The organism is Empedobacter sp. UBA3239, assembly GCF_002362875.1.
Taxonomy (GTDB): Bacteria; Bacteroidota; Bacteroidia; order Flavobacteriales; family Weeksellaceae; genus Empedobacter; species Empedobacter falsenii_B.
Genome location: NZ_DEVJ01000045.1, coordinates 1 through 24,372, shown reverse-complemented (window position 1 = coordinate 24,372; position 24,372 = coordinate 1). Strand labels below are relative to the sequence as shown.

Genomic DNA, 24,372 nt, shown 5'->3' with positions numbered 1-24,372 from the left:
ACTTTTGATACTGATCCGATTATTTCATATTCCCTAGAAAAGAAAGTAATTCTAAGAAAACTCTAGATACTTCGCATCTATTATTTTTTGTTTTCCTTTCAGTTTTATGAAAATGAAAGGAAAAAAACTTCAGAAAAACAAAAAACCCAACAGATTACTCTATTGGGTTTTCTTAGCGGAGAGTGAGGGATTCGAACCCCCGGAGGTGTGACCCTCAACAGTTTTCAAGACTGCCGCATTCGACCACTCTGCCAACTCTCCAATAACGCAGTCTATTGCGGTATTGCGAGTGCAAATATAGAACGCTTTTTCGTTTTTCCAAATTCTAAAAACAATTATTTTTAAAATAATTTTTAACAAAATGATTCTCAATAGAATATTTTTATTGTTTTTTTTGAAAAGAGTCGTTTATATCTTTGTTGTAATTAATTTTAGTCATGATTAGAAGAATTGAAGAAGTAGATTTTCCGAGATTGAGAGATATTTGGGTAAGTTCGGTTAGTAACACACACCATTTTTTAGCAAAAGAAGATTTTGAATATTATAAAGAAAATTTACCTAATTATTTTCCGCATGTAGCCTTATTTGGTTACGAAATCGGAAATCAATTGGTAGGATTTGTAGGTGTTGCAGAGCAAAATCTTGAAATGTTATTTATTCACAATGATTTTCGAAGAAAGGGAGTAGGGAAGACTTTGTTGGATTTTTCTATTCAAGAATTGAATGTGAAATCGGTTGATGTGAATGAACAAAATCAGCAAGCGATTGATTTTTATTTAAGCCAAGGTTTTAAGGTTACTTCTCGTTCTGAAAAAGATAACGAGGGAAAAGCTTATCCTATTTTGCATTTGAGTTTATAATTTCAGGAGAGTAGCTTAACTTTGTCGCATATTTTTTAGCCATGCTTTCATCAACAGAATTATCATCAACTCAAAAAAATCGCATTCGATTCGCTGTTTCGCTCTTCTTTTTTTCGCAAGGTTTAGCTTTTTCGTCTTGGGCAAGTCGTATTCCGACGATTAAATCAGATTTAGGAATTTCTGAAGGACAATTGGGAACATTATTGTTGTTAATGCCGATTGGACAGTTGTGTACAATGGCGCTTTCAGGAAAATTAGTCGCGAAATATGGAAGTAAAAATGTCTTACGAATTGTCGTTTTAATTTATCCTTTAATTCTTTGTTGTATAGGTTTGGCTCAAAATTTTTATCAATTAGGTGCTGTTTTATTTTTCTTTGGAGTAATAGGAAACATGTGCAATATTTCGGTGAATACGCAAGGAGTTGAGGTAGAGAAAATATATGGAAAATCGATTATGTCCTCTTTTCATGGTGCGTGGAGTATCGCTGGTTTTACAGGTGCTTTGATTGGTTTATTGATGATGAATTTGCATGTGAATACATTTTATCATTTTGTGATTATTTATGGCTTAATTATTTTGAGTTGGTTCATTAATAAAAAATATTTAGTCGATTCTACACCAGCTCCAGCGAAGGAAAAGAAATCTATTTTTTCAAAACCAGATACTGTTTTGGTTCAACTAGGAATTATAGGTTTTTTGAGCATGGCAACAGAAGGTGCGATGTTCGATTGGAGTGGTGTTTATTTCCAAGATATTGTAAAAGCGCCACAGAATTTAGTTGTCGTTGGTTATGCTTCGTTTATGGTGATGATGGCAACAGGACGTTTCGTTGGTGATTATTTTATCAGTAAATATGGAAAACAACGCGTGATGCAAATTAGTGGAATTTTGATGTTTTCTGGTTTGATGCTTTCAGTATTTTTTCCTCAATTTATTGTGTGTACAATTGCATTTATGATGGTTGGATTGGGTGTTGCGTGTAATGTGCCAACGGTTTATAGTGTAGCAGGAAAAAACAAAAATGTAAATCCAGGCGTTGCATTAGCAATGGTTTCGAGTATCTCTTTTTTAGGATTTTTGATGGGACCACCACTGATTGGTTATATTGCTGAAGCTTTTGATTTGAGATATTCTTATGCGTTATTTGCTTGCTTTGGATTGATTATGGTTTTTATGGTTGGTAGAATGAAAATCTTTAAAAACATTAATAACTAATTTATAGCTTTTCAAAAAAAAAGTAATGATTAACTTGTAAGAAGTATACATAATTATAAATTTGCCTTTTTAATTATTATGAAACAAATATGTTTCGAATTTTAGTAAACAATAAGTTTTTTAACGTAATCCTTTCAATATCGTACACATTAGCTATTATAGCATTATTGGTAATGTTTGGATTTGGATTTCCTGTTGAGTATAAACTTTATATAAACATTTTTTTTATCATTCTACTATCTGTCGGAATTTTAAGAACAATACTTAAATATGTTTATTTTAAAGAAAAAATTATTCCGCGAGTCATCATTTTTGATATAGTAAGTATACTATTTATTCTTTATTGCATTAAAATGCAAATAACCGATTATAGTTGGTTTTTTGTCAGCAAATATTTGCAATTTGCTATTGTTTTAAAATTAGTAAGAGAAATTGCTACACCTAACCTTAATTTCAAACGTTCTGTAATTACTCCTCCCCAATTATTTATTTTCAGTTTTTTTATTTTAGTTTTTGGAGGAGCTTGTTTACTTATGTTGCCAAAAGCAACATATCATCCAATTTCTTTTCTAGACGCACTATTTACAGCGACGAGCGCAGTTTGTGTAACAGGATTAACTTCTGTTGATACTTATATAACTTATACGCCTGTTGGTCATTTTATTTTAATGTTATTAATACAAGCAGGAGGTTTAGGTATTTTGACATTTGCTGGATATATTGCTTATTTTTTCAAAGGAAATAGTTCTTATGAGAATCAAATAGCATTAGGAAGTATTGCAAACAACGATTCTTTGAGTGAAGTTTTTTCTTTTGTAAAAAGGATTATCTATTTAACTTTTGGTATCGAATTCGTAGGAGCTGTATTAATTTATATTTCAATTGCACCTTATAATATTAGTATTGTTGACAAATTATTTTTTAGTATTTTTCATTCAGTTTCGGCTTTTTGTAATGCAGGTTTTTCTACATTGCCAAATGGATTAATGAACAAAGGTTTTGTTCACAATTATGGATTTCAATCTGTTCTAATCACATTGATATTCTTAGGAGGAATAGGTTTTCCTATCTTGATTAATATTCTACGTTATACAGATTATTTAATCAGAAAATTAATTTCAAAAATTCTCCATAATAAAAATAATCGTAAGAATTGGGTTTTTACATTAAGTTCTAAAGTTAATTTAATCACCTCATTAACAATACTAATTATTTCTACAATCATATTATTCTTCGAAGAATATTATTCTACATTAGGACAACATCAAGGTTTCGGAAAGTTTATTTCAGCTTTATTTATCGCCATAACGCCTCGTACAGCAGGTTTTAATAATATAGATTTTTCTCACTTACAATTCTCTTCCATACTTTTGGTTATTTTGTTAATGTGGATTGGTGCTTCACCAGCATCAACAGGAGGAGGAATTAAAACGAGTACTTTTGCAATTGCAATTCTTAATTTTATTAATATTGCACGCGGAAAAAATAAAATCGAAATTTACAAAAGAGAATTAAGCCCTATCAATGTACAAAAAGCTTTTGCTACAATGACCTTATCTTTTTTAGTCATTGGAACAGGAATATTTTTAATAACAAAATTTGATAATCATTTACATCTTATTGATGTTGCATTCGAAGCTTTTTCAGCTTATTCTACTGTTGGTTTATCATTAAATTTAACACCTACATTATCAGATCCAAGTAAAATTGTTGTCATTACAATGATGTTTATTGGTCGTGTTTCAATGATTACAATTTTGATGGCTTTTTTTAAGAAAACTGTTTCATCTAATTATCGTTATCCATCAGATGATATTTTAATTTAAAAGAAAATTATGAAAATAATAATTATAGGTTTAGGAAATTTCGGCGCGGCGCTTGGTAAGAAAATGGTAAAGCTTGGTCACGAAATTATCGGTGTTGACAATAATATTCAACGTGTTGAAGCTTTGAAAGATAAGTTATCCTATACCATTTGTTTAGATGCAACAGATGAATTATCAATTAATAAATTACCACTAAATAATACAGATATTGTAATTGTAAGTATTGGGGAAAATGAAGGTGCCAATATTATGGCTACTGCTATTTTTAAAAATAAAAATGTAAAACGTTTGATTAGTCGTTCTATCAATTCTTTACACGAAAATGTTTTGCAAGCAATTGGAGTTACAGAAATTATTCGACCCGAAGCTGAATCTGCAGAACGTTGGACAAAAAAACTAAATGTGAAAGGAGTTGTAGATTCTTTTGAATTAAACAAAGAGTTTAGCATTATAGAGGTTGTAACACCAAATGAATTGGTTGGAAAAACATTTGATGAAATCCAATTCAAAAAGCAACATAATATTTTGGTAATGACAATTATTAAAAACAAAGAAGAAGCTAGTTTTTTAGGTCAATATAAAATTGTTCCAGAAGTACAAGGTTTTCCTACATCAAATACAGTAATTACAAAAGATGATGTATTGGTAATCTATGGAGCAAATCAAGAAATTTATAAATTCTTAAAGAAATTTAATATTCAATAATCTTATTCTTAAACTCTAATACATGTGGTTTATGGAATTTTAAGTAAAAAATAATTCCCATAAAATAACAGACAACATCTAATATATCTGCTGTATAATTCGAAGAAAATTTTGGCATAATAAATTCTAATAAAAGACTCAAAACAAAAGCAGTAATTACCAAATAACTTGTTGGATAAACATAAACTTGATTGTTGTATTTAATTTTCGAAATGATATAACTTCCTAAGTGCGTCATAGCAGGTACCGCAAAAATATCAGTTAAATAATGGTTGAGATACTCAATTTCTATGGAATAAATTCGGGTAAGTTTGATAAAAATCCAACTCAGAATATAAAAACTAAAATAAGTATCAAACAATTTCATTTTTTAGACAACAACAAGTATTATTAACACACAAAAAGCCCCAAGAATCATCAAAAATAGGAAGAAAGCATCGTCTATTAATTTTTGAGAGGCACTTCGTTTATCTTTTTTTTCTTTCATATGCTAACTTTGTGACAAAAGTATTTAATTCATCTCGAATTGCATAAGATGAATGTCATTGTAAAGTATTTAAAATTGGATAGATTGAATCTTTAAAATATTTTCATAACTTTAAAACAGTAAATGATTGATAATGAAAATACTTTTATTCTTTCTTTTTCCAATTGCTCTTTTTGCGCAAGAAGTTGCTCAGAATGATAATTTAAAAAATAAATTGTTGATGAATTTTGCTCAACAATCTGGCTATTTTGATTTTAAGTATTCGCAAGATTTATCGCTTGAAAAGAATAATGAATTGATGGAAGATTATTTTAAAAATTATTCAAATAAACAACAAGATGTTTCTCCTTTAAAGCCAGTTGAGAAAAGAATTCCTTATGAATATGATGATTCAAAAACATACGGACAAAACTTAATAAGAAGTGTTGTGCATGAGATATTTTTTAGTAAACCACTGAAATTAGGGAAATAAAAAAAGCCCAATCCTTGAATTGAGCTTTAAAATACTATAAAAATATATAAAAATTCTGAGCTTAGAATTTTATATCCTCTGTTGTTGCGATTAAATCTTGAATTGTTTCGCGACGACGAATTAAATAATCCTTATCGTCAATTAACAAGACCTCCGCAGGTTTGAAACGCGAATTGTAGTTCGAAGCCATCGAGAAACAATATGCTCCAGCATTGTGGAAACACAACACATCTCCTTCGCTAATTTCATTTATTTTACGATTCGATCCAAACGTATCTGTTTCACAAATATATCCCACAACTGTGTAATAACGGCTACGACCTTCTGGATTCGAAATATTTTCAATTTCGTGATGAGCACTATAAAACATCGGACGAATTAAATGGTTGAAACCTGTATCAATTCCAGCAAAAACAGTAGAAGTTGTTTGTTTCACAACATTTACAGTTGCTAAGAAAGATCCTGCTTCAGAAACCATATATTTTCCTGGCTCGAACATTAATGTCAAAGGTTTTCCGTACGCTTTTTCGAACTCGTTGAAACGAGCTGATAAACGTTCTCCTAAATATTCAATATCTGTTTCGTCTGCGCCTGGATAGTAAGGAACTTTAAATCCTGATCCAAAATCGATGTAAGATAAATTCTTGAATTCTGCTGCAACTTCAAATAAAATTTCAGCACCTTGTAAGAAAACATCAATATCTAAAATATCAGAACCTGTATGCATGTGAACACCATCCAAATGTAAACCTGTATTTTCTACAACACGTTTGATATGTGGTAATTGGTGAATAGAAATTCCGAATTTTGAATCAATATGTCCAACCGAAATATTTGCATTTCCACCTGCCATAATATGTGGATTAATACGCACACAAACTGGATATTTAGGAAAATCTTGACCAAATGTTTCTAAAACAGAAAGGTTATCGATATTGATGCGAACACCTAAATCAATTGCTTTTTTAATTTCAGCATACGAAACACCATTTGGTGTATAAATGATTTCTTTAGGCTTGAAACCCGCCATTAATCCCAATTCTACTTCTTGAATAGAAACTGTATCCAATCCTGAACCAAGTGATTTGAAATACTTTAAAAGATTAAGATTCGTGTTCGCCTTACATGCATAATTTAACTTTAAACGTTTGACTGTAGAAAATGCATTTGTCATCTTTTCATATTGCGATTTAATTTTGTTCGCATCATACACATACAGCGGCGCACCATATTTTTGCACCAATTCCAATAGACGTTCTCTATTCAGTTCCATTTTGTTTATTTTTTTGTTTAAAGTTAAATTTCAGTTGCCAAAATTACGGAATACAAATGGTTTTATGAATAAAATTCAGAATAAACTTGTTATAAATCAATAATTTCGAATATTATTTAAAAATTTGAAAAATATTTCGAATATTATTCGCGAATGAATGTTTTAATCCCTCCACCATTCTTTAAAGTGAAAGACAGAATCGTTCAAATTTAGTGGTTCACCAATCATAGGCGTCAAAATATCGTGCTTATTTTGCTTACCATTCTCTATAATTTTTTCCAAAGGTTCATCCCAAGCATGTTTTGCCAAAGCAAATTTTGCAGCATGAACAGGAATAATATGTTTTGCTTTCAAATCATTGATAATTGCAGGCAAATCTGTTGGTAAAGCATGAATATATTTCCACGCATCATTATATTGACCATTTTCGAGAATCGCAAAATCAAACGGACCATATTTTTCTCCAATTTCTTTGAAATGCGTATCATAACCGCTATCACCACCTAAAAATATTTTTTGCGTAGGCGTTTCCAATACATAAGAAGTCCAAAGTGTTGTGTTTCGTTTAAATTTTCGACCAGAAAAATGACGAGCAGGTGTAAAAGTAATTTTTAAGTTATTTTTTAAAGTTAGGCTTGTGTTCCATTCTTCTTCGATTAATTGATCGGGCGAATAATTCCACTTCTCGAAATGTGCGCCAACTCCAAGCGGAATGATCACTTTATCCACTTTTGAACGTAATTCTTTCACCGTTTCATAATCCAAGTGATCGTAATGATCGTGTGAAATAACCAAATAATCAATCTTTGGGAAATCTTTTGCGTGATACGTATTTGCTCCTTTAAACGCTTTATTGAAAATTGGTAAAGGTGAACCATAATCACTAAAAACAGGATCGATTAGGAAATTAACACCATCCAATTGAATATAATAAGACGAATGTCCCAACCAAATAAATACATTATCATTTTTATCAATTGATATAATATCTGTCTGAATATGCGGAATAGAATCTTTAGGATTAAGTTTTGGATTTTTCGCACCAAAGAAAAAGTCCCACATCACTTTTTTAGTATCAAAACCTTCTGCAAATGCAGGCGTGTGATGAATATTTTGAAATTGTCCATTTTTATACAACTTCGATTGTTTCATTCGTTCCAATCGTTTTCCAGTTGCTTCAGCACCAAAAGTATTCATTTGTAGAACCGCGAAAGTTGCAATTACAAGAATTACAATCAAACTTAATAGGAAGTAAAGCATTCGTTTAAAAACTTTTCGTTTATTGATTTTTTTCATTAATGATCAAATGTATAAAATTCTTGGATTGCTTTTGAAATAATATATCTTAAGTAAACTGTAACATTTGTAACTTTCATTTTAATTTTGATTTACCAACTTTGTACACGTTTTAGAAAAAATATAAAATGGAATTTATCTTACAACCTTGGCCATGGTATATTGGCGGACCAATAATTGCGATTGTAATGCTTTTATTGATTTATTTCGGAAAAAGTTTTGGATTTTCATCAAACTTCAGAACGATTTGTTCTGCTTTGGGAGGAGGAAAATCATGTGATTTTTTCTCGTTTGATTGGAAATCTCAAAAATGGAATTTATTATTCTTAGTCGGTGCAATAATAGGAGGTTTTGTTTCGGTACATTTTTTATCAGATAATCAAATTCCTGAAATTTCAGAAGCTACAATTGCAAAATTGAATGCAATGGGATTTGAAAGTGCAGGAAAAGCATATTCTCCAACCGAAATTTTCGAAACGATGTCTGTAAAAAATATAGCTTTATTATTTGTTGGTGGATTATTAATTGGTTTTGGAACGCGCTATGCAGGAGGTTGTACATCTGGACATGCGATTTCGGGTTTAAGTGATTTGCAATTACCTTCATTTATCGCTGTTATCGGCTTTTTTATCGGTGGACTTTTGATGGTTCACGTTTTGTTTCCTTTAATTTTTTAATCTCATGAGAAGTTTAGTTTATATCATATTAGGCGTTATCTTTGGTGTAACCATGTACAAGGCAGAAACAGCCTCTTGGTTTCGTATTTTCGAAATGTTCAATTTTCAATCTTTCCACATGTATGGATTTATCGGTTCGGCTTTGGTTGTAGGTTTGATTGGCATACAATGGATGAAAAAGAAAGAAGCAAAAGATATCGATGGTGAAAAAATTGTGATTCAACCCAAAACAAAATCAATTGCTCGTTATTTGATCGGAGGAATTTTCTTCGGATTAGGTTGGGCGTTAGTTGGCGCTTGTCCTGGACCAATATTTGTGTTGTTAGGGGCAGGAGTTTATCCAATTTTAATTACAATTGTAGGTGCATTAATCGGTACTTTTCTTTACGGAAAAATTAGAAACAAAATCCCACATTAAACATGATAAAAGAGAAAATAGAAGCAACTTATCCATATCAATTTGAAGAAGAATTATTGAATGAAATTGATGAATTAGGATCTTTGATAGAATTTAAAGTGAATGATGTAATGATTGATTTAAACCAATTTATCAAAGGAATGCCAATTCTTTTGAGTGGTGCAATCAAGATTATGCGCGAAGATTTTGACGAAGGAGAATTGTTGTTGTATTTTCTCGAAAAAGGTGATACATGTGCTATGACGATGGCGTGTTGTTTGGGTGATAAACAAAGTAAAATACGTGCTGTTGCCGAAACTGATGGAGAACTGGTGATGATTCCGATTGTAAAAATGGACGAATGGTTGGCAAAATATCCTTCGTGGAGACGTTTTATTTTTGATAGTTACAATAATAGAATGGAGGAAATGTTGGTAGCGATTGACAATTTAGCTTTTAATGATATGAACGAACGTTTGAAAAAATATCTGTTGGATGTCGCAAGTATCAATAAAGGTAAAGTTGTGTTAAAAACGCATCAAGAAATTGCTTATGAGCTCAATACTTCTCGTGTTGTTATTTCTCGTTTATTAAAAGCTTTAGAAAAGGAAGCTTTTCTTCAATTAAACCGAAACGAAATCACGATTAAGTAAGAAATTATTTAAAAAAATATAAAAAGGAAGCTCATTGTTAAGCTTACTTTTTTTTGTTGAAACAATTTATAGTAGAAAAATTTTCTAAAAATAATCTTATTGTAACAAATGTTACAATCTATTTTGATACGGTCAATTACTTTTGTTTTTGTATTTCATAAAACAAATGATTGCCCGTATAGTTTATTTTGGATTGTTGCTATTTAATTTTTTCCTTTTGCAGAGTCGTCTGTGGCGTTACTTTTAGGAGTTGGTTATCGTTTAATTTTTCAGAATGAATTTTGGGAAATCTCAAAGCGATATTCAAAGAAATTATTGAATATTGCAATCATTGGTTTAGGGTTAGGTTTGAATCTTCACGAGGCAGTTTCGGTAAGTAAAGATGGATTTTTTCTCACTTTTATTTCTGTGTTAAGTTTTTTTACATTAGGATTTGTATTCTACCGGTTATTAAAAATCAACAAGAATACATCGTTGCTGATTACTTCCGGAACTGCTATTTGTGGAAGAAGCGCTATAGCTACAATTTCTTCAGTTTTACAACCAAAAGCCAATCAAATTACCATTGCCATGTCAGTTGTGTTTGTGTTGAATGTGATTGCGTTAATGATTTTTCCGTTAATTGGACATTATTTTCAGTTATCGCAATATCAATTTGGTTTGTGGTCGGCAATTGCAATTCACGATACAAGTGCTGTTGTCGGTGCAGCTAAACAATACGGTGAACAAGCTTTGGAAGTCGCAACAACTGTAAATTTGAGCCGAACATTATGGATTTTTCCGTTGGCTTTATTAATTGGTTATTTCAACAAAAAAGAGAACTCTTCTTACAAATTTCCTTATTTCATTATTGGTTTTATTGCAACAATGCTTATCGCTACTTATTTTCCTCAAGGCGAAAAAGTCTATCATATTTTACAAGGAATTTCGAAACAATTAATGGTTGTTGCTTTATTTATGATTGGCTCGTTGATTAACTTACAATCCATCAAACAAGCAGGTTTTAAAACCTTATCATACGGAATATTACTTTGGATTTTTATTTCCATTTGATCTTTGGTTTTGGTTTTAAATTATTTTTAAAATCTCTATCCTCTCTATTTTTAGGTTTGTAACATTGGTTACTGTCGATTGTTTTTTAGTAACTTAACTTTGATTCAACAAATTAAAAAAGGTTAAACCATAAAAATATTATCATATGTTTTTTCAACACATTTTTGAAAAGTCATTGGCGCATTCAAGTTACCTTGTAGGTTGTCAAGCAAAAGGAGAAGCAATTGTAATCGATCCAAAAAGAGATATTGATACATACTTAAAAATAGCAGAAGAAAATAAGCTGAAAATTACGCATATTGCCGAAACACATATTCATGCTGATTATCTTTCTGGTAGCCAAGAGTTAGCTTATGTAACAGGTGCGAAGATGTATTTGTCTGATGAAGGCGGAGAAGATTGGCAATACGATTTTGAACATATCGGATTAAAAAATGGGGATAAAATAAAAGTTGGAAATCTAATTTTTGAGGTGATGCATACACCAGGTCACACGCCAGAAAGTATTAGTCTTTTGTTGACGGATAAACCTGCGACGAAAGAACCAGTTATGATTTTTACTGGAGATTTTGTTTTTGTAGGAGATATTGGTCGTCCAGATTTATTAGAAGAAGCTGCTGGATTAATTGGTACTAAAGAAGTAGGAGCAAAGCAGATGTTTAAATCGTTGAAAAAATTTCAAGCATTACCAGATTATCTACAAGTTTGGCCAGCACATGGAGCAGGTTCTGCTTGCGGAAAAGCTTTGGGAGCTGTAGCAAGTACGACGGTTGGTTATGAGAAAATCAGAAATTGGGCGTTGCAATTTGATTCGAATGAAAAAGGATTTGTTGATTATTTATTGGCAGATCAACCCGAAGCGCCAGCTTATTTTGCAATGATGAAAAAGTTGAATAAAACAAAACGTCCTTTGTTGATCGAAGTTCCGAAGTGGGCAAAATTAACGTACATCGAATTTGAAAAAGCAAAAGATTTTGGAATGAAAGTGATTGATGCGCGTATCAAAACAGATTTTTCCCAATTGCATATTCCAGGAACGCTTAATATTCAAAACAATAAAACGTTCAATACATGGATGGGGTGGATGGTAAATTATCAAGAGCCAATTGTGTTGATTGTAGAAGAGGATGAAGTAGAAGAAATGACACGAAAATTGATGCGAATTGGTTTGGATAATATTTACGGCTACATTAAACCAACAGATTTATTTAACAATTTAAGTTCTTTACAATCTTCTATTTTAATCGACGCAGATACAATGGAAAATTACATTGGAAATGAAGAGGTTCAGATTTTAGATGTTAGAGGTGAAACAGAATTTAAAGAAGGTCATATCGAAGAAGCGAAGCATATTTTTGTCGGTTATTTACCAAAAAGATACAATGAATTAGATCCAACTAAAAAAATTGTCTTGCATTGTCAAGCTGGAGATCGGGCAACGATTGCGCAAAGTTTTTTGGAATCGAAAGGTTTTGATGTTGAAAACTATAGTGGAGGAATTGCTGATTGGAAATTGAATCAAAAACCATTCGTGAAATAATATGTTTTTTCAAAATATTTTAAAAATGTTGACATCAAATTCGAATGTAGAAGTAGAGCTAGTACTACTCAAGCAGTAACAATTTTAAATAAAAATGACAGTAGTTGCACTTGATTCTAAGATGAATTATCAAGCAACTACTGTCAAATTATTTTCTTACTCTTACTTTTTCTTCATGTATTTTTTTGGATTTTTTTTGAATTCAACTTTACAACTTTTACTACAAAAACCATAAATTTTCTTTTGATAAATTGCGGTATCTGTTAAGAATTGTGCGGTATTCATTCCACAAATAGGATCTTTCTCGTTTACAACTTTTACTTTTAGTTTTTGTTGAGCAAAAATTGAAAAAGAGATGATGAAGAATGTTAATGTTACTATTTTTTTCATTGTTATTTGTTTTTAGATTGAAATAAATTGTAATTAAAAAAGAAACCTATTCTGTTTTTTACTTCGATTTCTCCCGAATTTAAATCAGAAAGTATGGGTTGAAAATATTCTATACCAAAATTAAACTTTTGAGCAGCTGCTTCTAATCCTAATTTCGCAAATTGAGCTTTTCCCTTAGATTTTGGAATCGTCTCCCCAAATTGTTCATTTTTATAATAAAGTTCGTTTTGAAAACCGACTTTTCCAAGTATTTTTAATTCATTGTTAATGAAAAGATGTTGTAATTGAATTAATTGATTCCATTGATCTCCAAATTTGTATTTCTTCTTATTCTCTCCTTTCAAGTTGTAGTCTGTTACTAATTGTAAAGTCGAATTCTTAAAAGCTAATTGGTAATTTATTGCAAACTGAGTATCCCAACTTCCTGTACCTAATTGAAAACTTGGATTGGTTGTTTCAGCATTTGCTTGATTAAATTTTGCGATTGGAATTTTTAAACCTATTGCAGTACTTAATCCATGTTTTAGCTCGTTAGAACTTGTATTTGATTGAATGACTTTAACTATTCCCATCATATTTAAATCTCCAATACCAGAAATAGAAGAAGAGTTTTTACCTTCTTTATTATGAAAATGGTAAGGAATACTAGCATTGATGTCAATTCTATTATTTATTGGAATTCTTGCCCATAATTGAATGGTATTGAATTGTTGCTTTTGCGTTCTTTTATTAGAAAAAGCATCTTCTTTAGCTTTATAAGATTGATGTAGATAACGAATACCAACGAAATTTGAATTTATAAGATTTTCAATTCCATTTGATGTTGAAGTTGCTGAACAACCGCAAGCATCACATTCTAATTCTAAATCATATAAATGAGAGATTACAATAGAATCATTTTCTGTATGAGCAAATAATGAAATGGGTATAAATAATATAACGAAAAATAAATTGATATATAATTTCATTTGAATAGATTTAAAATTCTGCATAAGCAGGGTTGTTAATAAATGAGTAATCTGTTAATGTATTTAGAAAAGAGATAATTGCCTTTTTTTCTTCTTCTGTCATAGGAATTCCAATTCGATTATTTTGTTTGAGTTGAGAATCCAAATTTTTATCATTTTGTATGCCTTCTGAATAAAAATTCAAAACAGCTTCTAAACTATAGAATCGTCCATCGTGCATATAAGGTTTGGTCATTTCAATATTTCTTAAACTTGGAACTCTAAACTTCATAAAGTCAGTCGAATCTAATGTAACACGATATAAACCTCCATCTTTGTATTGTTTATTATAATACATTCCTGTATTTCGAAAAGACTCATCTGTAAAAAGTGTTCCTTTATGACAGCTTGAACATTTCTGTTGAAAAAGTTGTAAACCTTTTTTTTCGGTTTCGGTTAAATTTGTCTCTTTCCTTAAATACTGATCATATTTAGAATCTTTTGATACAACTGAAGCCATAAACTGTCCTAATGCGCTGAGAATACGATTTGCATCGATTTTATCATCTCCGAAAGCATTTTTAAACATTTTTCGATAAGAAGAATCTGATGATAATTTCTTAATGATTTCGGGAAAAGTAGTATCCATCTCTTCTTCAGCTGTAATAGGAGAAATTGGTTGTTGAGCTAAATCATGAATAACGCCATCCCACATAAATCGATTTAGAAATGCCAAATTTTGAATAGGAGGAGCATTTCGAATTCCTAATCGATCATCAATTCCATGACTAACAGGATGTCCGTGGTGAGTAAAGGCATTTTCTTGAATATGGCAAAAAGCACATGAAATAGTATTATTTCTAGATAATCGACCTTCATAAAATAGTTTTTTTCCTAACTCAACTCCATTTTTAGTTAACGGATATTTATCTGTATCAAATGTTATTTTAGGAAAATAAGAAGGAATTTCTACATGATAAGGTTCATCAACGATTTGTCCATAATCAATATCATCATCGTTACAACTTAACAAGATGAATAAACTGAATATAATTGTTATTATTTTATTCATTGTTTGTGGAATTATGCGGTGTTTTACAAACACCGCTATAAACTTTATTGATTTTTTTCGTCGTTATGTACATGATCAACTCGAAACATATTTTGTATGTTTTCTGTTACAAATTGTGCAAAGTTGGAAGATCCCATAATATTATTGTTCGATTCATCTAATGTCAATTTATGGTTACCACTTAAATAGGTATTCAAATTTGCCATAATATGAATAGATGGCTTAATCTTAGAAGTTACTCGTGCAGATGTAGGTAAATCTAATGTTACTTCTTTATATAAATCTTGAACATTATTTTTGTTAATATCTCCCATATTTCCTGTGTGAGTTAAGAAGAAAGTATCAGTAGTAGTTTTGCCATAAAAACCTTCTATTTTAAAGAAAACATAACCAGCAGCCCAAGCCCAAGTCATTCCATTTTTCTTTGCTTTTTCCCAAAAAGTAGCTTGCCCAGTCTGTCCTAATAAATAAGCTTTCTGAGATACACCAAGTCCGAAACGTATTTTTGTATATTTATTTTGAGGGATATTATCCAAATTTAAATAAACGACATTAGCTATAGCAGAATCTTGATTAATAACAAAAGCGCCTTTGTCTGGATCGTTTTTATGATAATCAAATTCATTTCCTTTTTCATCAATTAATGTGATGTTAGAAATGATATATTTTAATGTTGTCAATTTATGTTTTTGTCCGTTTGATGAGGTTTGCGTTGTTTGATCTAAAACAATTCCTCCCAAATTATCAAATCCATTTTCAAACTTTAATTGAATTTTACCTGTTTCGGTAGATTTAATTTCAGAGAAATCATCATCGTTGTTGCAGGAAGTAAATAAAGTAAGTAATGCGATAAATGATAAGTTTAAAAAATATTTGATTGTTTTCATTGTAATAATTGTTTAATTTTTTTGAATAAAAATGCTGTTGGAAAACAATTATTGTTCTCCAATACTGAATATTTGTTCTATTAATTAAACAATTGGAGGTTTTAGATATTTAAAAACCCAATCGATAGAATAGGATGATAGCCAAAAGAATCGATGTTTTATTTTTACAATAAAATCTTGAATAAATGGAATATTTAAGGATTCGAAATGTATAAAAATTTCTGCAAATCGAATATTTTTTACTAAAACCGAATCAGATTCTTGTTCTGTTTCTTTTAGTTGCTTCGATAAATAACATTTTCCATTACATTGCATTTCTGGTCGCTCTTTATTGATACAATATTCGTCAATAATCTTCTCCTGAGTACTAATGAATACAGTAAAAGGAATTAGTGATCGAAAACCAATTAAAAGCACGAACAATGCAATCAATAAACAATTGAAACTTTTGACAAATCTTATATGAAATGTCAACTTGATTAAATGTTAATGAGATAATAATTTGATAAACAAGAATTATTTATCAAATAGGAGGCTGAAGTTGTTGATCTAATTGATATTGAGTTTCGAAAGCTAATTCGATAGTCGAAATTTTTTCAATAGATTTTATGAAGGTAAATGTGTTAATTTCGAAGGTAGGTTGATAAATAAAATAATCAATTGCACGCAAAGAAACTTGAATTTTATTATCATCATTTTGTTCATCATTAACAGTCTTAGAAATCTGTTCTTTCAGATAACAAACGCCATTACACAATAATTCTGGACGTTCTATATTAACACAATATTCTTTAGAAATCTTATCATAATTCACTAAATAGTCAATAACTGGTAGCAATGGTCTACAAGTTATTAGAACAACAGTTAGTATGAAAAGGTAAGATTTCAATTCCTTAAAATTTTTATAAAAATAGACAGTTTTTATTTATTTTGAAAATGAAGATTATCAGTTTTTTCAGAAATTGAATTCAAGTTTCTTTTTATTGAAATGACATTAATGAAATAATCTTAAAAGGTTTATATTTTTTAGATTGAGAAAGATATCGTAACTTTGAATTAATCATTTTAGGATTAATTTATGGCAAATTTTATCGACATCTATAGAAGAAACAACCAATCGTGGTTGATTTTGTCGTTGGCATATTTGCATGATGATACTTTCTTAAGAAGCTCAAAAGAGTTTATCAACTAATCCCTGTTACGACTCGAGACAGGGAACCTTCTATTTTTTTTAATTATCAATTATTTTCAATTTTCTGTAAGGAGATTTGTATCAAATTTTAGCGAATTTTATTTTCGGTCATTTGATATTTGAGTCTTAGAGAATCTTCTTCGAATGATTGAAAGTTTAACTAAGAATTTATCAAAATGACAACAAATATTATTTTAACAACAGGATTATACGATTTAATTAAAGACCATTTAAGAAGAAAAAAAGTAACAGCAGAACAAGAAAATATCTTGACAAAAGAATTGCGTCATGCAGAACAAATTTTGAGAAGAGATTTGGCAGATAATATTGTAACTGTAGGAAAAAAAGTAACAATAAAAGAATTAAATTCAAATCAAGAATATCAATTAAATTTTGTTAGTCCAGAAAAGGCAAAACCGAAAAAGAATCGCCATTCTATTTTAATGGACGAAGGTTTAGCAACAATTGGTTATAAAATTGGCGATGTAATTGAATGGCCAGCAAATGATGGTACAAAAAAATATGAAATTCTGAATGTAGAAGTAGTTTCATAATTTGTCCAAAAGCATAATAAAAAACCGAGCTTTTGCTCGGTTTTTTATTGGTATATTTTCTGAAAAAATATTTTAAACATCTAAATGTGAAGCAGTAATTTTCTGACCATAAAAAATTGTCGTATTTGCTTCAAAACTTTTCGCATCATCTGTCGTATAAAATGTAAGATGTCCATTTTTTGAACATTGTGTTTCTACTTCTGGATGGCGATGTAAATAGTCAGTTAATTTATTCGCGACCAATTCTCCTTGCGAAAGAATTGTTACATTTTCTGGTACATATTGCGAAATAACAGGAAGAAGAAGCGGATAATGTGTACAAGCCAATACAACTGTATCGATTTCGGATGATTGATCAAATAAGCGTTGAATATCTTTTTCTACAATATCGTGCGCAGCTTTGCTATCAATTTCATTATTCTCAACCAAAGGAACCCAAAGTGGACAAGCCAATTGAAAAACATCAATTGTTGAATGAAATTTGTTCATCTCAATTTTATACGATTCGGACAAAACAGTTCCTTGTGTAGCTAAAATTCCGACTTTGTTGTTCTTTGTGTATTCATTTATCGATTCTGTTGTTGGGCGTATAACACCCAAAACTCTTTTGCCTTCGGGTAAATCATTTTGCTGAATTGTTCGTAAAGCCTTTGCAGAAGCTGTATTGCAAGCAAGTATAACCAAGTTGCATCCCAAATCAAACAATTTAAAAACGCATTCTTTGGTGTATTCATAAACTGTCTCAAACGAGCGAATTCCATAAGGGCAACGAGCATTATCACCTAAATAGATATAATCGTATTGCGGAAGTTTTTTCTGTATTTCTTTGAAAACGGTTAATCCTCCATAACCAGAGTCAAAAACACCAATTGGTCCTTGCATATTCGCTTATATTTGAAGCACAAATTTACAAAATGTATTAAGATGTTAGCGTAATAATTTGGTTTGAAAATTTACATATAATTAATAGAAATAATAAATTTTATAATCTATTCAACAATTGTTTGAATAAAATTATTTTCTTTTCTGCTTTCGTTTTTTATTTCGCCAAATAATAAAACCTGTAATGGGTAAACTTGCGACGATTATTGAAGAAGTAAAGGCTAATATTTTACCAAATAAACCTAATATTTGTCCTGTATGGATATCGTACATTGAGTTTGCAAACTTTTTACCATTTGATAAATTCTCATTCATTAATTGAGAAACCTGAAATTGTTCCGAATCAAATTGATATTCGTCAACCGCATAATAGCGCAAACTTTTATGATACGATCTTACGGCTAAAGGATTTTTATCAGGAACTGGTAAATAAATCCAATACATAGAAGCTGTTGGACTATTTTTTAAACTATAAGCATATGCAGAATCAACAATAGTGTAATTGTCTTCTAACATTTTTTTAGGCTGATAGACATATCCTTTTTCTTCATTTGGAAATGATTTTCCAAGATTAACGATTTGCATATATGAATTGCGAAGAGGTTTGAAACTAAATGTAATACCTGATAAAGCGACAATAAATGCAATACTAAAAGCATAAAATCCCAGTACATTATGCAAATCATAATTTATACGTTTCCATTTTGCTTTGTATTTTATCGTTAACCCATTTTTAGCTTGTTTTCTCTTTTTGGGCCACCAAAGAATTAAACCGCTTATCATAATCATGATAAAAATAACAGTTGAAAAACCAATTATATTTTTTCCGATATCACCCAATAAAAGATTCATATGAATGTATTGTATCACCAAGAAAAAATCTTGTTTCATATTTTCTTGATGTAAAATTTTCCCTGAATATGGATTAATATACACAAAGTAAGATTCTTTTTTATCATCCATCGTCATCACAACCGTTGATCGATCTTTATCCATATACATCACTCGAAGCACAACATGTTTAGGATTTTTGTCTTGTACTTTATGGATAATTTCACTTGGTTTTATGAATGGTTGATGAACAATCTCGACTTTTCTATAATCAAAAAGAGCATCTTTTATTTCATCTTGAAAACAAAATATAGCTCCTGTTATTGCCACAATACAAACAATAATACCTGTAAATAACCCAAACCATTTGTGAAAGAAGAGAAAATATTTTTTCATTAATAAAGATTAATTTAGAATAAATAAAAATTATATTTGCAGCAAATATAATTTATTTAAAAACACACTATGAAAAAAAATATCATCTGTTTAACAATTTTATTGGGGAGTGCCTCGCTGTCATATGCCCAAACGAATGATAGTATATCCACAGATTTGAATGATGTTGTGGTAGTTGCTTCAAGAAAACCTACTAAAATATCTGATTTGGCAGGAACTGTTTGGGTGATTAATCAAGAACAAATTGCACAACAAGCTAAAAATGGTGTTCCATTAAAAGAAGCTTTAGCGATTATGATTCCAGGGATGGATGTTGGTTCGCAAGGAAGATCAAATTATGGTCAAAATATGCGTGGACGTTCAATGCTGGTGATGATAGATGGAGTTTCTTTAAACAGTATCCGTAACATAAGTCGTCAATTGGATGCAATAGATCCATTTAATATCGAAAGAGTTGAGGTTTTATCTGGTGCAAGCGCAATTTATGGCGGAAATGCGACAGGTGGTATTGTCAACATTGTGACGAAAAAAGCACTAAAAAATGGAATTAGTGGCGAAACAGAACTTGGTTTACGTACAGGTTTTTCAGGAAGTGATGATCATGATTGGCGCGTTGCTCAATCTATTGGTTACAAAAATGATAAATTTACGGGACGTTTGGCTGTTGCATTTCAACAAAATGGCGGAGCTTATGATGCAGATGGAGATCAAATATTTGCAGATATTTCGCAATTAGATTTACAATATAATCAATCTATTGATGTGTTGGCAACAGCAGGTTATAAATTCAATCCGAATCATCAAATCAATGGATCTGTGCAATATTATCGTTCCAAATATAGTGGAGATCGTAGTCTATATTTAGGTGAAAACATTAGTGTTTTAACCAAAGGAGATGCTTCTGTTTTGGAGATGCGTGATGGTTTTGATACGGATAAAAATCCAGGAACAGAGCGTGTAATGGGAACATTGAGTTATAATGGAACTAATATTTTAGGAGGGCAAGATGTGTATGTTCAATTTGCTTCTCGTGTTGAGAAATTAGGATTTTATCCATTCCCAGGTAATTTAACGTTGCCTTCTGGGACAAGTCCTTATATGTCGGCTTCTAAACAGGATACGTATTATTCGGGTCTAAAAGCTGTTTTGGTCAAAGATTGGGGAAAATTGAAATTAACATACGGTGCAGATGTTGATTTTGAAAAGTTTGAAGGTCAACAAAATGTATTTGATTCTCAGAAGTCATTATCAAGTGGAGGAATGATTAATCACACTGTTTTAACGATTGATCGTTATCCAACTAATCATTCTTCAAGTTTTGCTGGATATGCGCAAGCTGAATATAATATTTTACCCCAATTGAAAGTTTCAGGAGGAATTCGTTACCAAGATATTTCGATTAAGTTAGATGATTTTATTGGTTCTACTCAACAATTGCAAATCGCTAATGGTTATGGAAACAGTGCCGATAATATTCCAGGCGGAAAAAGTAGCTATAATATGACGATGCTAAATGCTGGTTTGTTATATAAAATTAATGAATTGAACCAAATTTGGACAACTTATTCACAAGGAGTTTCATTAGCTGATCCATCAAAATTTTATGGATATGGAAATTATAAATTTAATTCTGCAACCAATAATTGGGATTTAAGTTCGAGTGTGAATGTAAAAGATTCTCCTCTTTCTGGTGTGAAAACAGGACAATTTGAACTTGGTTATCGTTTCAGAACAAATAATGGATTTAAAGGACAAATCTCTGGATTTATCAGTAATTCCGACAAAAATATTGCTTTAAAACGTGATGGACTAAATCTTTGGGTAGAAGTGGTTGATCAAAAATTAAGAAATATTGGCGTAGAAGCAGAGGTTTCTTATACGAACGGAGGATTTTATGTTGGAGCAAATACATTGCTAATCAAATCTGAAGTGGAGAAAAATGGTGATTGGCAAAAACAAGATGTTTCAACTTCTGGACCTTCTAAATTTACAGCTTATGCAGGTTATGGATTTGATAATTGGAATTTTAGATTTCAAACTTTGCAAAGTTTCAAATACACAGATGGTTTGGAAAATGTGATCGATTCATACAATACATCAGATTTAATGGTTGCTTACAAATTACCTTTTGGTAAAATTAATTTAGGTGTTCAGAATATTTTTAATAGCGATTACCAAACAATTTGGAGTGCAAAATCACAAGTTTTGTATAGTGCATATAAAGTTCCAGAATTGTTTTATTACGCTGGACGTGGAAGAACTTTTAATCTAAGTTTTACATACAATTTTTAATTTATGAAAGCGAATCATTTGATTCGCTTTTTTATTTTAAGGGAATTAAACACCGAACTAAAAAATAAGATTAATGATTGCAGGAATGATTCGAAAGCCAATAAAGCAAAAAATCGTAGAATAGAATTGGTAAGGGCTTTTTCTTAATTTTTAAAGAATAGCTTTTTTTAATTTATTTTCTATAGAGGTTCTATAATTTTTACCAATTATTAATTTTATTCGATTTATCTAAAATCTCTTGAATTAACTTATTAAAATGATTCTCTAAACCAGTTACTGCGTCAGGATAATCGACTTCATTCTTTTTGTTATAGATAGAATTTTTGTTTTTGCTTGTTGGATTCAATACAAGATAATAATAATCTCCTATGCTCGAATTCCACTTTCTTGCTTCAAAAGAAGGTCTATTAATTCGTATTTTATCATCTTTAAAGAGAATTGTAATCGAATAAGATAAGTCATATTCTATCTTTGACTTTCCTATTTGCATATAATTCATTTTTTGTTTTACAGTTAAAGCTTCTTGCTCATATCCGTTAATTGTTATGCTTTCATTTTCGGCTAAACTCAATACTTCTTTCGGGTCTTTGTACATACTCGATAAGGCTGACAATACATTTCTGTATAACTCATTTTTTTTGGTATTTGGTTTATCAATTACGATATAATCAGTTTTATCTTTAGATGAAACAAATCCATTTGATGTTAAAGTAAAATATTGTGCATAGCTAAATTGCGATAAGCAAATGATTGTAAATAAAGTATATAAGGCTTTCATATTTCATTTGTTTAGATACTAATTTAAGAAAAATGTCTCAATTTTAGAATGGATACTTAAAAATCAATGTGTTAAAGTTTATGGATATTGCTTACATAAAATATTTTTACTTCTTGTAAATAGGGTTGATTGAGCTATGTCATTCATAGTTTATATTTCATCAATCCATTTATATAAATCAACTTCAGAAGAGATGTCAAAGGTTTTTCTTAATCTACTTTTTCTTGTTTGCACAGTTCTTATTGCAAGGTTGTTGTATTCTGCAATATCTTTTGTTGTAAAACCTAATTTGAGTAAAGAACAAAATTTGAATTCGTCCGGAGTAATTTCAGGATTAAGGGATAAAAGATTGGTATAGAAATTCGGAAAAACTAACTTAAATTTAGGGATATAAGCTATATCGTCTTTTACAGCTAGTTTTACGACTTCTTCTATCGCATAAATTTGAGTATCAGTTCTAAGTTTTCGCTTTAGTTCAATAATCATTTTTTCGCTTCGCATGGTTTGTTTGTATAAACGTGCTACTCTAAAATGTTTTGATAGAATAAAATATACGAAGCAAATAATTCCTATGAATGTTTCAATAAATGTAAAAATTCTTTGATTTCATGTAAATGTTTTATGTTCGGAATCTTCGTTTGTAAAAATCCTAAAATCATAATAATGACTTATTATAAATAATATCAACGCAATAGTATAAATGATAATGTTTAATTTAACCGTATCTTTTTCGTTGAATATAAATAATGAAGCAATCAGAATTACAAAATAATACATTGACAGGCCGTTTCCAAATCCCTTTGTGGTGGAAAAAAAGAAAATAACAAAAAGTAAGAAGATGAGGTTAAGTAGCCAAGCTATAGGTTTAAACCAAATTTTAGTGAAGAAAAACACAATCATATAAATTGTTCCAATACCTATTAAGGCACTAAAGTAAATGGTATGGCCAAAGAATAAATCACGAATTCCATTTACATAAAACACGATACCTAAAGCGAAAGAAAATAAATTCATTTTTTGCGCTTATATAAGTTCTAATTCGTCTATTTGGGAGTGGATATGTCGATTTAAAATAAAATTCCAACTTTTCTTTATCATCATTCTGCAAAGATAATTATTTGTGAAGTTATGCAAAGTGTTGTAAATTAGTGATATAATAATAAAATACGTAATAAATAAACTTTTTCTAAGAAGAAGTAACTTCTACCATTCTTATTCCTAAAATTTTAAGAAACATGTTAGAAAGACTTTAAAGTAAGTGTAATTTCTAATTAAGTTACAAATAAAATAGATAAAATATTTTAAATTAATATTACGTATGTATAAATATTGTTTTAATATAGCGTGATTATAAAAATATTTTATTCCAATTTGCTATAGAGTTTCTACTGATTTTAAAATGCTTTGCTAATTGAACATCATTTAAACAATGCTTTTTCTGAAAATTTAAAATTTCAATGATATCTGATTTTAAATAAGCATAATGTTTTCGGTCAATTTCAGATTTGTAACCAAATATTTTATTATTCAAACCCGTAGTGCATTTAGGTAATATTAATTTTTAAGTTGTTAATATTTCTATTTTGGTTTCTGTTTATTGATTGAATAATAGTAATCGTTAGTATTTTTTTTAGTATCCTCGTTTTTATTCTTAATAAGCTTTTAGCATAATTACGTCTAATCATGAATTGATCG

The 24,372-nt window shown here is 30.0% G+C and carries 25 protein-coding genes, 1 tRNA gene and 1 pseudogene; 12 read left to right on the top strand and 15 right to left on the bottom strand.

The window, feature by feature from the left end:
* Positions 1-176: 176 nt before the first annotated feature.
* A tRNA-Ser gene (locus tag B4G36_RS06380) sits at positions 177-261 on the bottom strand.
* A gap of 176 nt (positions 262-437) precedes the next feature.
* On the opposite strand from B4G36_RS06380, the gene B4G36_RS06375 reads away from it, so the two are divergent.
* From B4G36_RS06375 to B4G36_RS06360, 4 genes are all read left to right on the top strand, one after another.
* The gene (locus tag B4G36_RS06375) at positions 438-860 is read left to right on the top strand and encodes a GNAT family N-acetyltransferase (protein WP_125350171.1); all 423 of its coding nucleotides are present in this window, start codon (positions 438-440) and stop codon (positions 858-860) included.
* 41 nt (positions 861-901) lie between these two features.
* Positions 902-2,077 carry an MFS transporter gene (locus tag B4G36_RS06370; RefSeq protein ID WP_291062821.1) on the top strand — a complete coding sequence of 392 codons (1,176 nt, stop codon included), beginning with the start codon at positions 902-904 and terminating at the stop codon, positions 2,075-2,077.
* A gap of 353 nt (positions 2,078-2,430) precedes the next feature.
* Positions 2,431-3,903 carry a TrkH family potassium uptake protein gene (locus B4G36_RS06365; RefSeq protein ID WP_291062819.1) on the top strand — a complete coding sequence of 491 codons (1,473 nt, stop codon included), beginning with the start codon at positions 2,431-2,433 and terminating at the stop codon, positions 3,901-3,903.
* 9 nt (positions 3,904-3,912) lie between these two features.
* Positions 3,913-4,608, top strand: coding sequence for a potassium channel family protein (locus B4G36_RS06360; RefSeq protein WP_135836030.1), 696 nt, complete (start codon positions 3,913-3,915; stop codon positions 4,606-4,608).
* Here the strand turns inward: B4G36_RS06360 and B4G36_RS06355 are convergent.
* The gene (locus B4G36_RS06355) at positions 4,595-4,975 is read right to left on the bottom strand and encodes a hypothetical protein (RefSeq protein ID WP_180906033.1); all 381 of its coding nucleotides are present in this window, start codon (positions 4,973-4,975) and stop codon (positions 4,595-4,597) included. The two genes, B4G36_RS06360 and B4G36_RS06355, sit on opposite strands and share 14 nt — an antisense overlap.
* A 253-nt stretch (positions 4,976-5,228) precedes the next feature.
* Between B4G36_RS06355 and B4G36_RS06350 the strand changes: the two genes are divergently transcribed.
* The gene (locus tag B4G36_RS06350) at positions 5,229-5,567 is read left to right on the top strand and encodes a hypothetical protein (protein ID WP_291062817.1); all 339 of its coding nucleotides are present in this window, start codon (positions 5,229-5,231) and stop codon (positions 5,565-5,567) included.
* Between the two features lie 61 nt (positions 5,568-5,628).
* Here B4G36_RS06350 and lysA read toward each other — a convergent pair whose 3' ends face one another.
* Positions 5,629-6,840, bottom strand: a complete 1,212-nt coding sequence (gene lysA, locus B4G36_RS06345; RefSeq protein WP_286495417.1) for a diaminopimelate decarboxylase — start codon at positions 6,838-6,840, stop codon at positions 5,629-5,631.
* Between the two features lie 162 nt (positions 6,841-7,002).
* On the bottom strand, positions 7,003-8,136 hold the full coding sequence (locus tag B4G36_RS06340; RefSeq protein WP_291062815.1) for an MBL fold metallo-hydrolase: 1,134 nt from the start codon (positions 8,134-8,136) through the stop codon (positions 7,003-7,005).
* 128 nt (positions 8,137-8,264) lie between these two features.
* On the opposite strand from B4G36_RS06340, the gene B4G36_RS06335 reads away from it, so the two are divergent.
* The 5 genes from B4G36_RS06335 (at position 8,265) to B4G36_RS06315 (ending at position 12,456) form a co-directional block, all read left to right on the top strand.
* Positions 8,265-8,813 carry a YeeE/YedE family protein gene (locus B4G36_RS06335; protein ID WP_286495420.1) on the top strand — a complete coding sequence of 183 codons (549 nt, stop codon included), beginning with the start codon at positions 8,265-8,267 and terminating at the stop codon, positions 8,811-8,813.
* Between the two features lie 4 nt (positions 8,814-8,817).
* Positions 8,818-9,231 (top strand): YeeE/YedE family protein, encoded by a 414-nt coding sequence (locus B4G36_RS06330; protein ID WP_135836085.1) that lies wholly within the window; start codon positions 8,818-8,820, stop codon positions 9,229-9,231.
* Positions 9,232-9,233: 2 nt separating this feature from the next.
* Complete coding sequence (locus B4G36_RS06325; protein ID WP_291062812.1) at positions 9,234-9,863, top strand: Crp/Fnr family transcriptional regulator; 630 nt, start codon at positions 9,234-9,236, stop codon at positions 9,861-9,863.
* Positions 9,864-10,094: 231 nt separating this feature from the next.
* On the top strand, positions 10,095-10,916 hold the full coding sequence (locus B4G36_RS06320; RefSeq protein ID WP_291062810.1) for a YeiH family protein: 822 nt from the start codon (positions 10,095-10,097) through the stop codon (positions 10,914-10,916).
* A gap of 145 nt (positions 10,917-11,061) precedes the next feature.
* Entirely contained in the window at positions 11,062-12,456 is a 1,395-nt protein-coding gene (locus B4G36_RS06315; protein WP_291062808.1) for an MBL fold metallo-hydrolase, read from the top strand.
* A 162-nt stretch (positions 12,457-12,618) separates the two neighbouring features.
* Here the strand turns inward: B4G36_RS06315 and B4G36_RS06310 are convergent, their stop codons facing one another.
* The 6 genes from B4G36_RS06310 to B4G36_RS06285 form a co-directional block, all read right to left on the bottom strand.
* Positions 12,619-12,846 (bottom strand): YHS domain-containing protein, encoded by a 228-nt coding sequence (locus B4G36_RS06310; RefSeq protein ID WP_114999320.1) that lies wholly within the window; start codon positions 12,844-12,846, stop codon positions 12,619-12,621.
* 2 nt (positions 12,847-12,848) lie between these two features.
* On the bottom strand, positions 12,849-13,838 hold the full coding sequence (locus B4G36_RS06305; protein ID WP_291062806.1) for a hypothetical protein: 990 nt from the start codon (positions 13,836-13,838) through the stop codon (positions 12,849-12,851).
* Positions 13,825-14,865, bottom strand: a complete 1,041-nt coding sequence (locus B4G36_RS06300) for a cytochrome-c peroxidase (RefSeq protein WP_291062804.1) — start codon at positions 14,863-14,865, stop codon at positions 13,825-13,827. The genes B4G36_RS06305 and B4G36_RS06300 overlap by 14 nt, the downstream gene beginning before the upstream one ends.
* A 44-nt stretch (positions 14,866-14,909) precedes the next feature.
* Positions 14,910-15,752 carry an MbnP family protein gene (locus B4G36_RS06295; protein ID WP_291047166.1) on the bottom strand — a complete coding sequence of 281 codons (843 nt, stop codon included), beginning with the start codon at positions 15,750-15,752 and terminating at the stop codon, positions 14,910-14,912.
* 84 nt (positions 15,753-15,836) lie between these two features.
* Positions 15,837-16,184: a hypothetical protein gene (locus B4G36_RS06290; RefSeq protein WP_291062802.1), complete on the bottom strand. Its 348-nt coding sequence runs from the start codon at positions 16,182-16,184 to the stop codon at positions 15,837-15,839.
* 91 nt (positions 16,185-16,275) lie between these two features.
* Positions 16,276-16,590, bottom strand: a complete 315-nt coding sequence (locus B4G36_RS06285) for a hypothetical protein (protein WP_291062800.1) — start codon at positions 16,588-16,590, stop codon at positions 16,276-16,278.
* 530 nt (positions 16,591-17,120) lie between these two features.
* Here B4G36_RS06285 and B4G36_RS06280 point away from each other — a divergent pair.
* The gene (locus tag B4G36_RS06280; protein WP_291062798.1) at positions 17,121-17,498 is read left to right on the top strand and encodes a GreA/GreB family elongation factor; all 378 of its coding nucleotides are present in this window, start codon (positions 17,121-17,123) and stop codon (positions 17,496-17,498) included.
* Between the two features lie 72 nt (positions 17,499-17,570).
* On the opposite strand, the gene murI is transcribed toward B4G36_RS06280, so the two are convergent.
* Together murI and B4G36_RS06270 are read right to left on the bottom strand one after the other, a co-directional pair.
* Positions 17,571-18,380, bottom strand: coding sequence for a glutamate racemase (murI, locus tag B4G36_RS06275; RefSeq protein WP_286495430.1), 810 nt, complete (start codon positions 18,378-18,380; stop codon positions 17,571-17,573).
* Between the two features lie 132 nt (positions 18,381-18,512).
* Positions 18,513-19,607, bottom strand: a complete 1,095-nt coding sequence (locus B4G36_RS06270) for a PepSY-associated TM helix domain-containing protein (RefSeq protein WP_291062795.1) — start codon at positions 19,605-19,607, stop codon at positions 18,513-18,515.
* Between the two features lie 69 nt (positions 19,608-19,676).
* Here B4G36_RS06270 and B4G36_RS06265 point away from each other — a divergent pair, with 69 nt between their 5' ends.
* Positions 19,677-21,899, top strand: a complete 2,223-nt coding sequence (locus B4G36_RS06265) for a TonB-dependent receptor (RefSeq protein WP_291062793.1) — start codon at positions 19,677-19,679, stop codon at positions 21,897-21,899.
* A 199-nt stretch (positions 21,900-22,098) separates the two neighbouring features.
* Here B4G36_RS06265 and B4G36_RS06260 read toward each other — a convergent pair whose 3' ends face one another.
* From B4G36_RS06260 to B4G36_RS14065, 3 genes and pseudogenes are all read right to left on the bottom strand, one after another.
* Positions 22,099-22,677, bottom strand: coding sequence for a hypothetical protein (locus B4G36_RS06260; protein WP_291062791.1), 579 nt, complete (start codon positions 22,675-22,677; stop codon positions 22,099-22,101).
* Between the two features lie 150 nt (positions 22,678-22,827).
* Positions 22,828-23,178: a helix-turn-helix transcriptional regulator gene (locus B4G36_RS06255; RefSeq protein ID WP_291062789.1), complete on the bottom strand. Its 351-nt coding sequence runs from the start codon at positions 23,176-23,178 to the stop codon at positions 22,828-22,830.
* A 1,043-nt stretch (positions 23,179-24,221) separates the two neighbouring features.
* A pseudogene (locus tag B4G36_RS14065) lies at positions 24,222-24,372 on the bottom strand (IS982 family transposase); the annotation flags it as partial.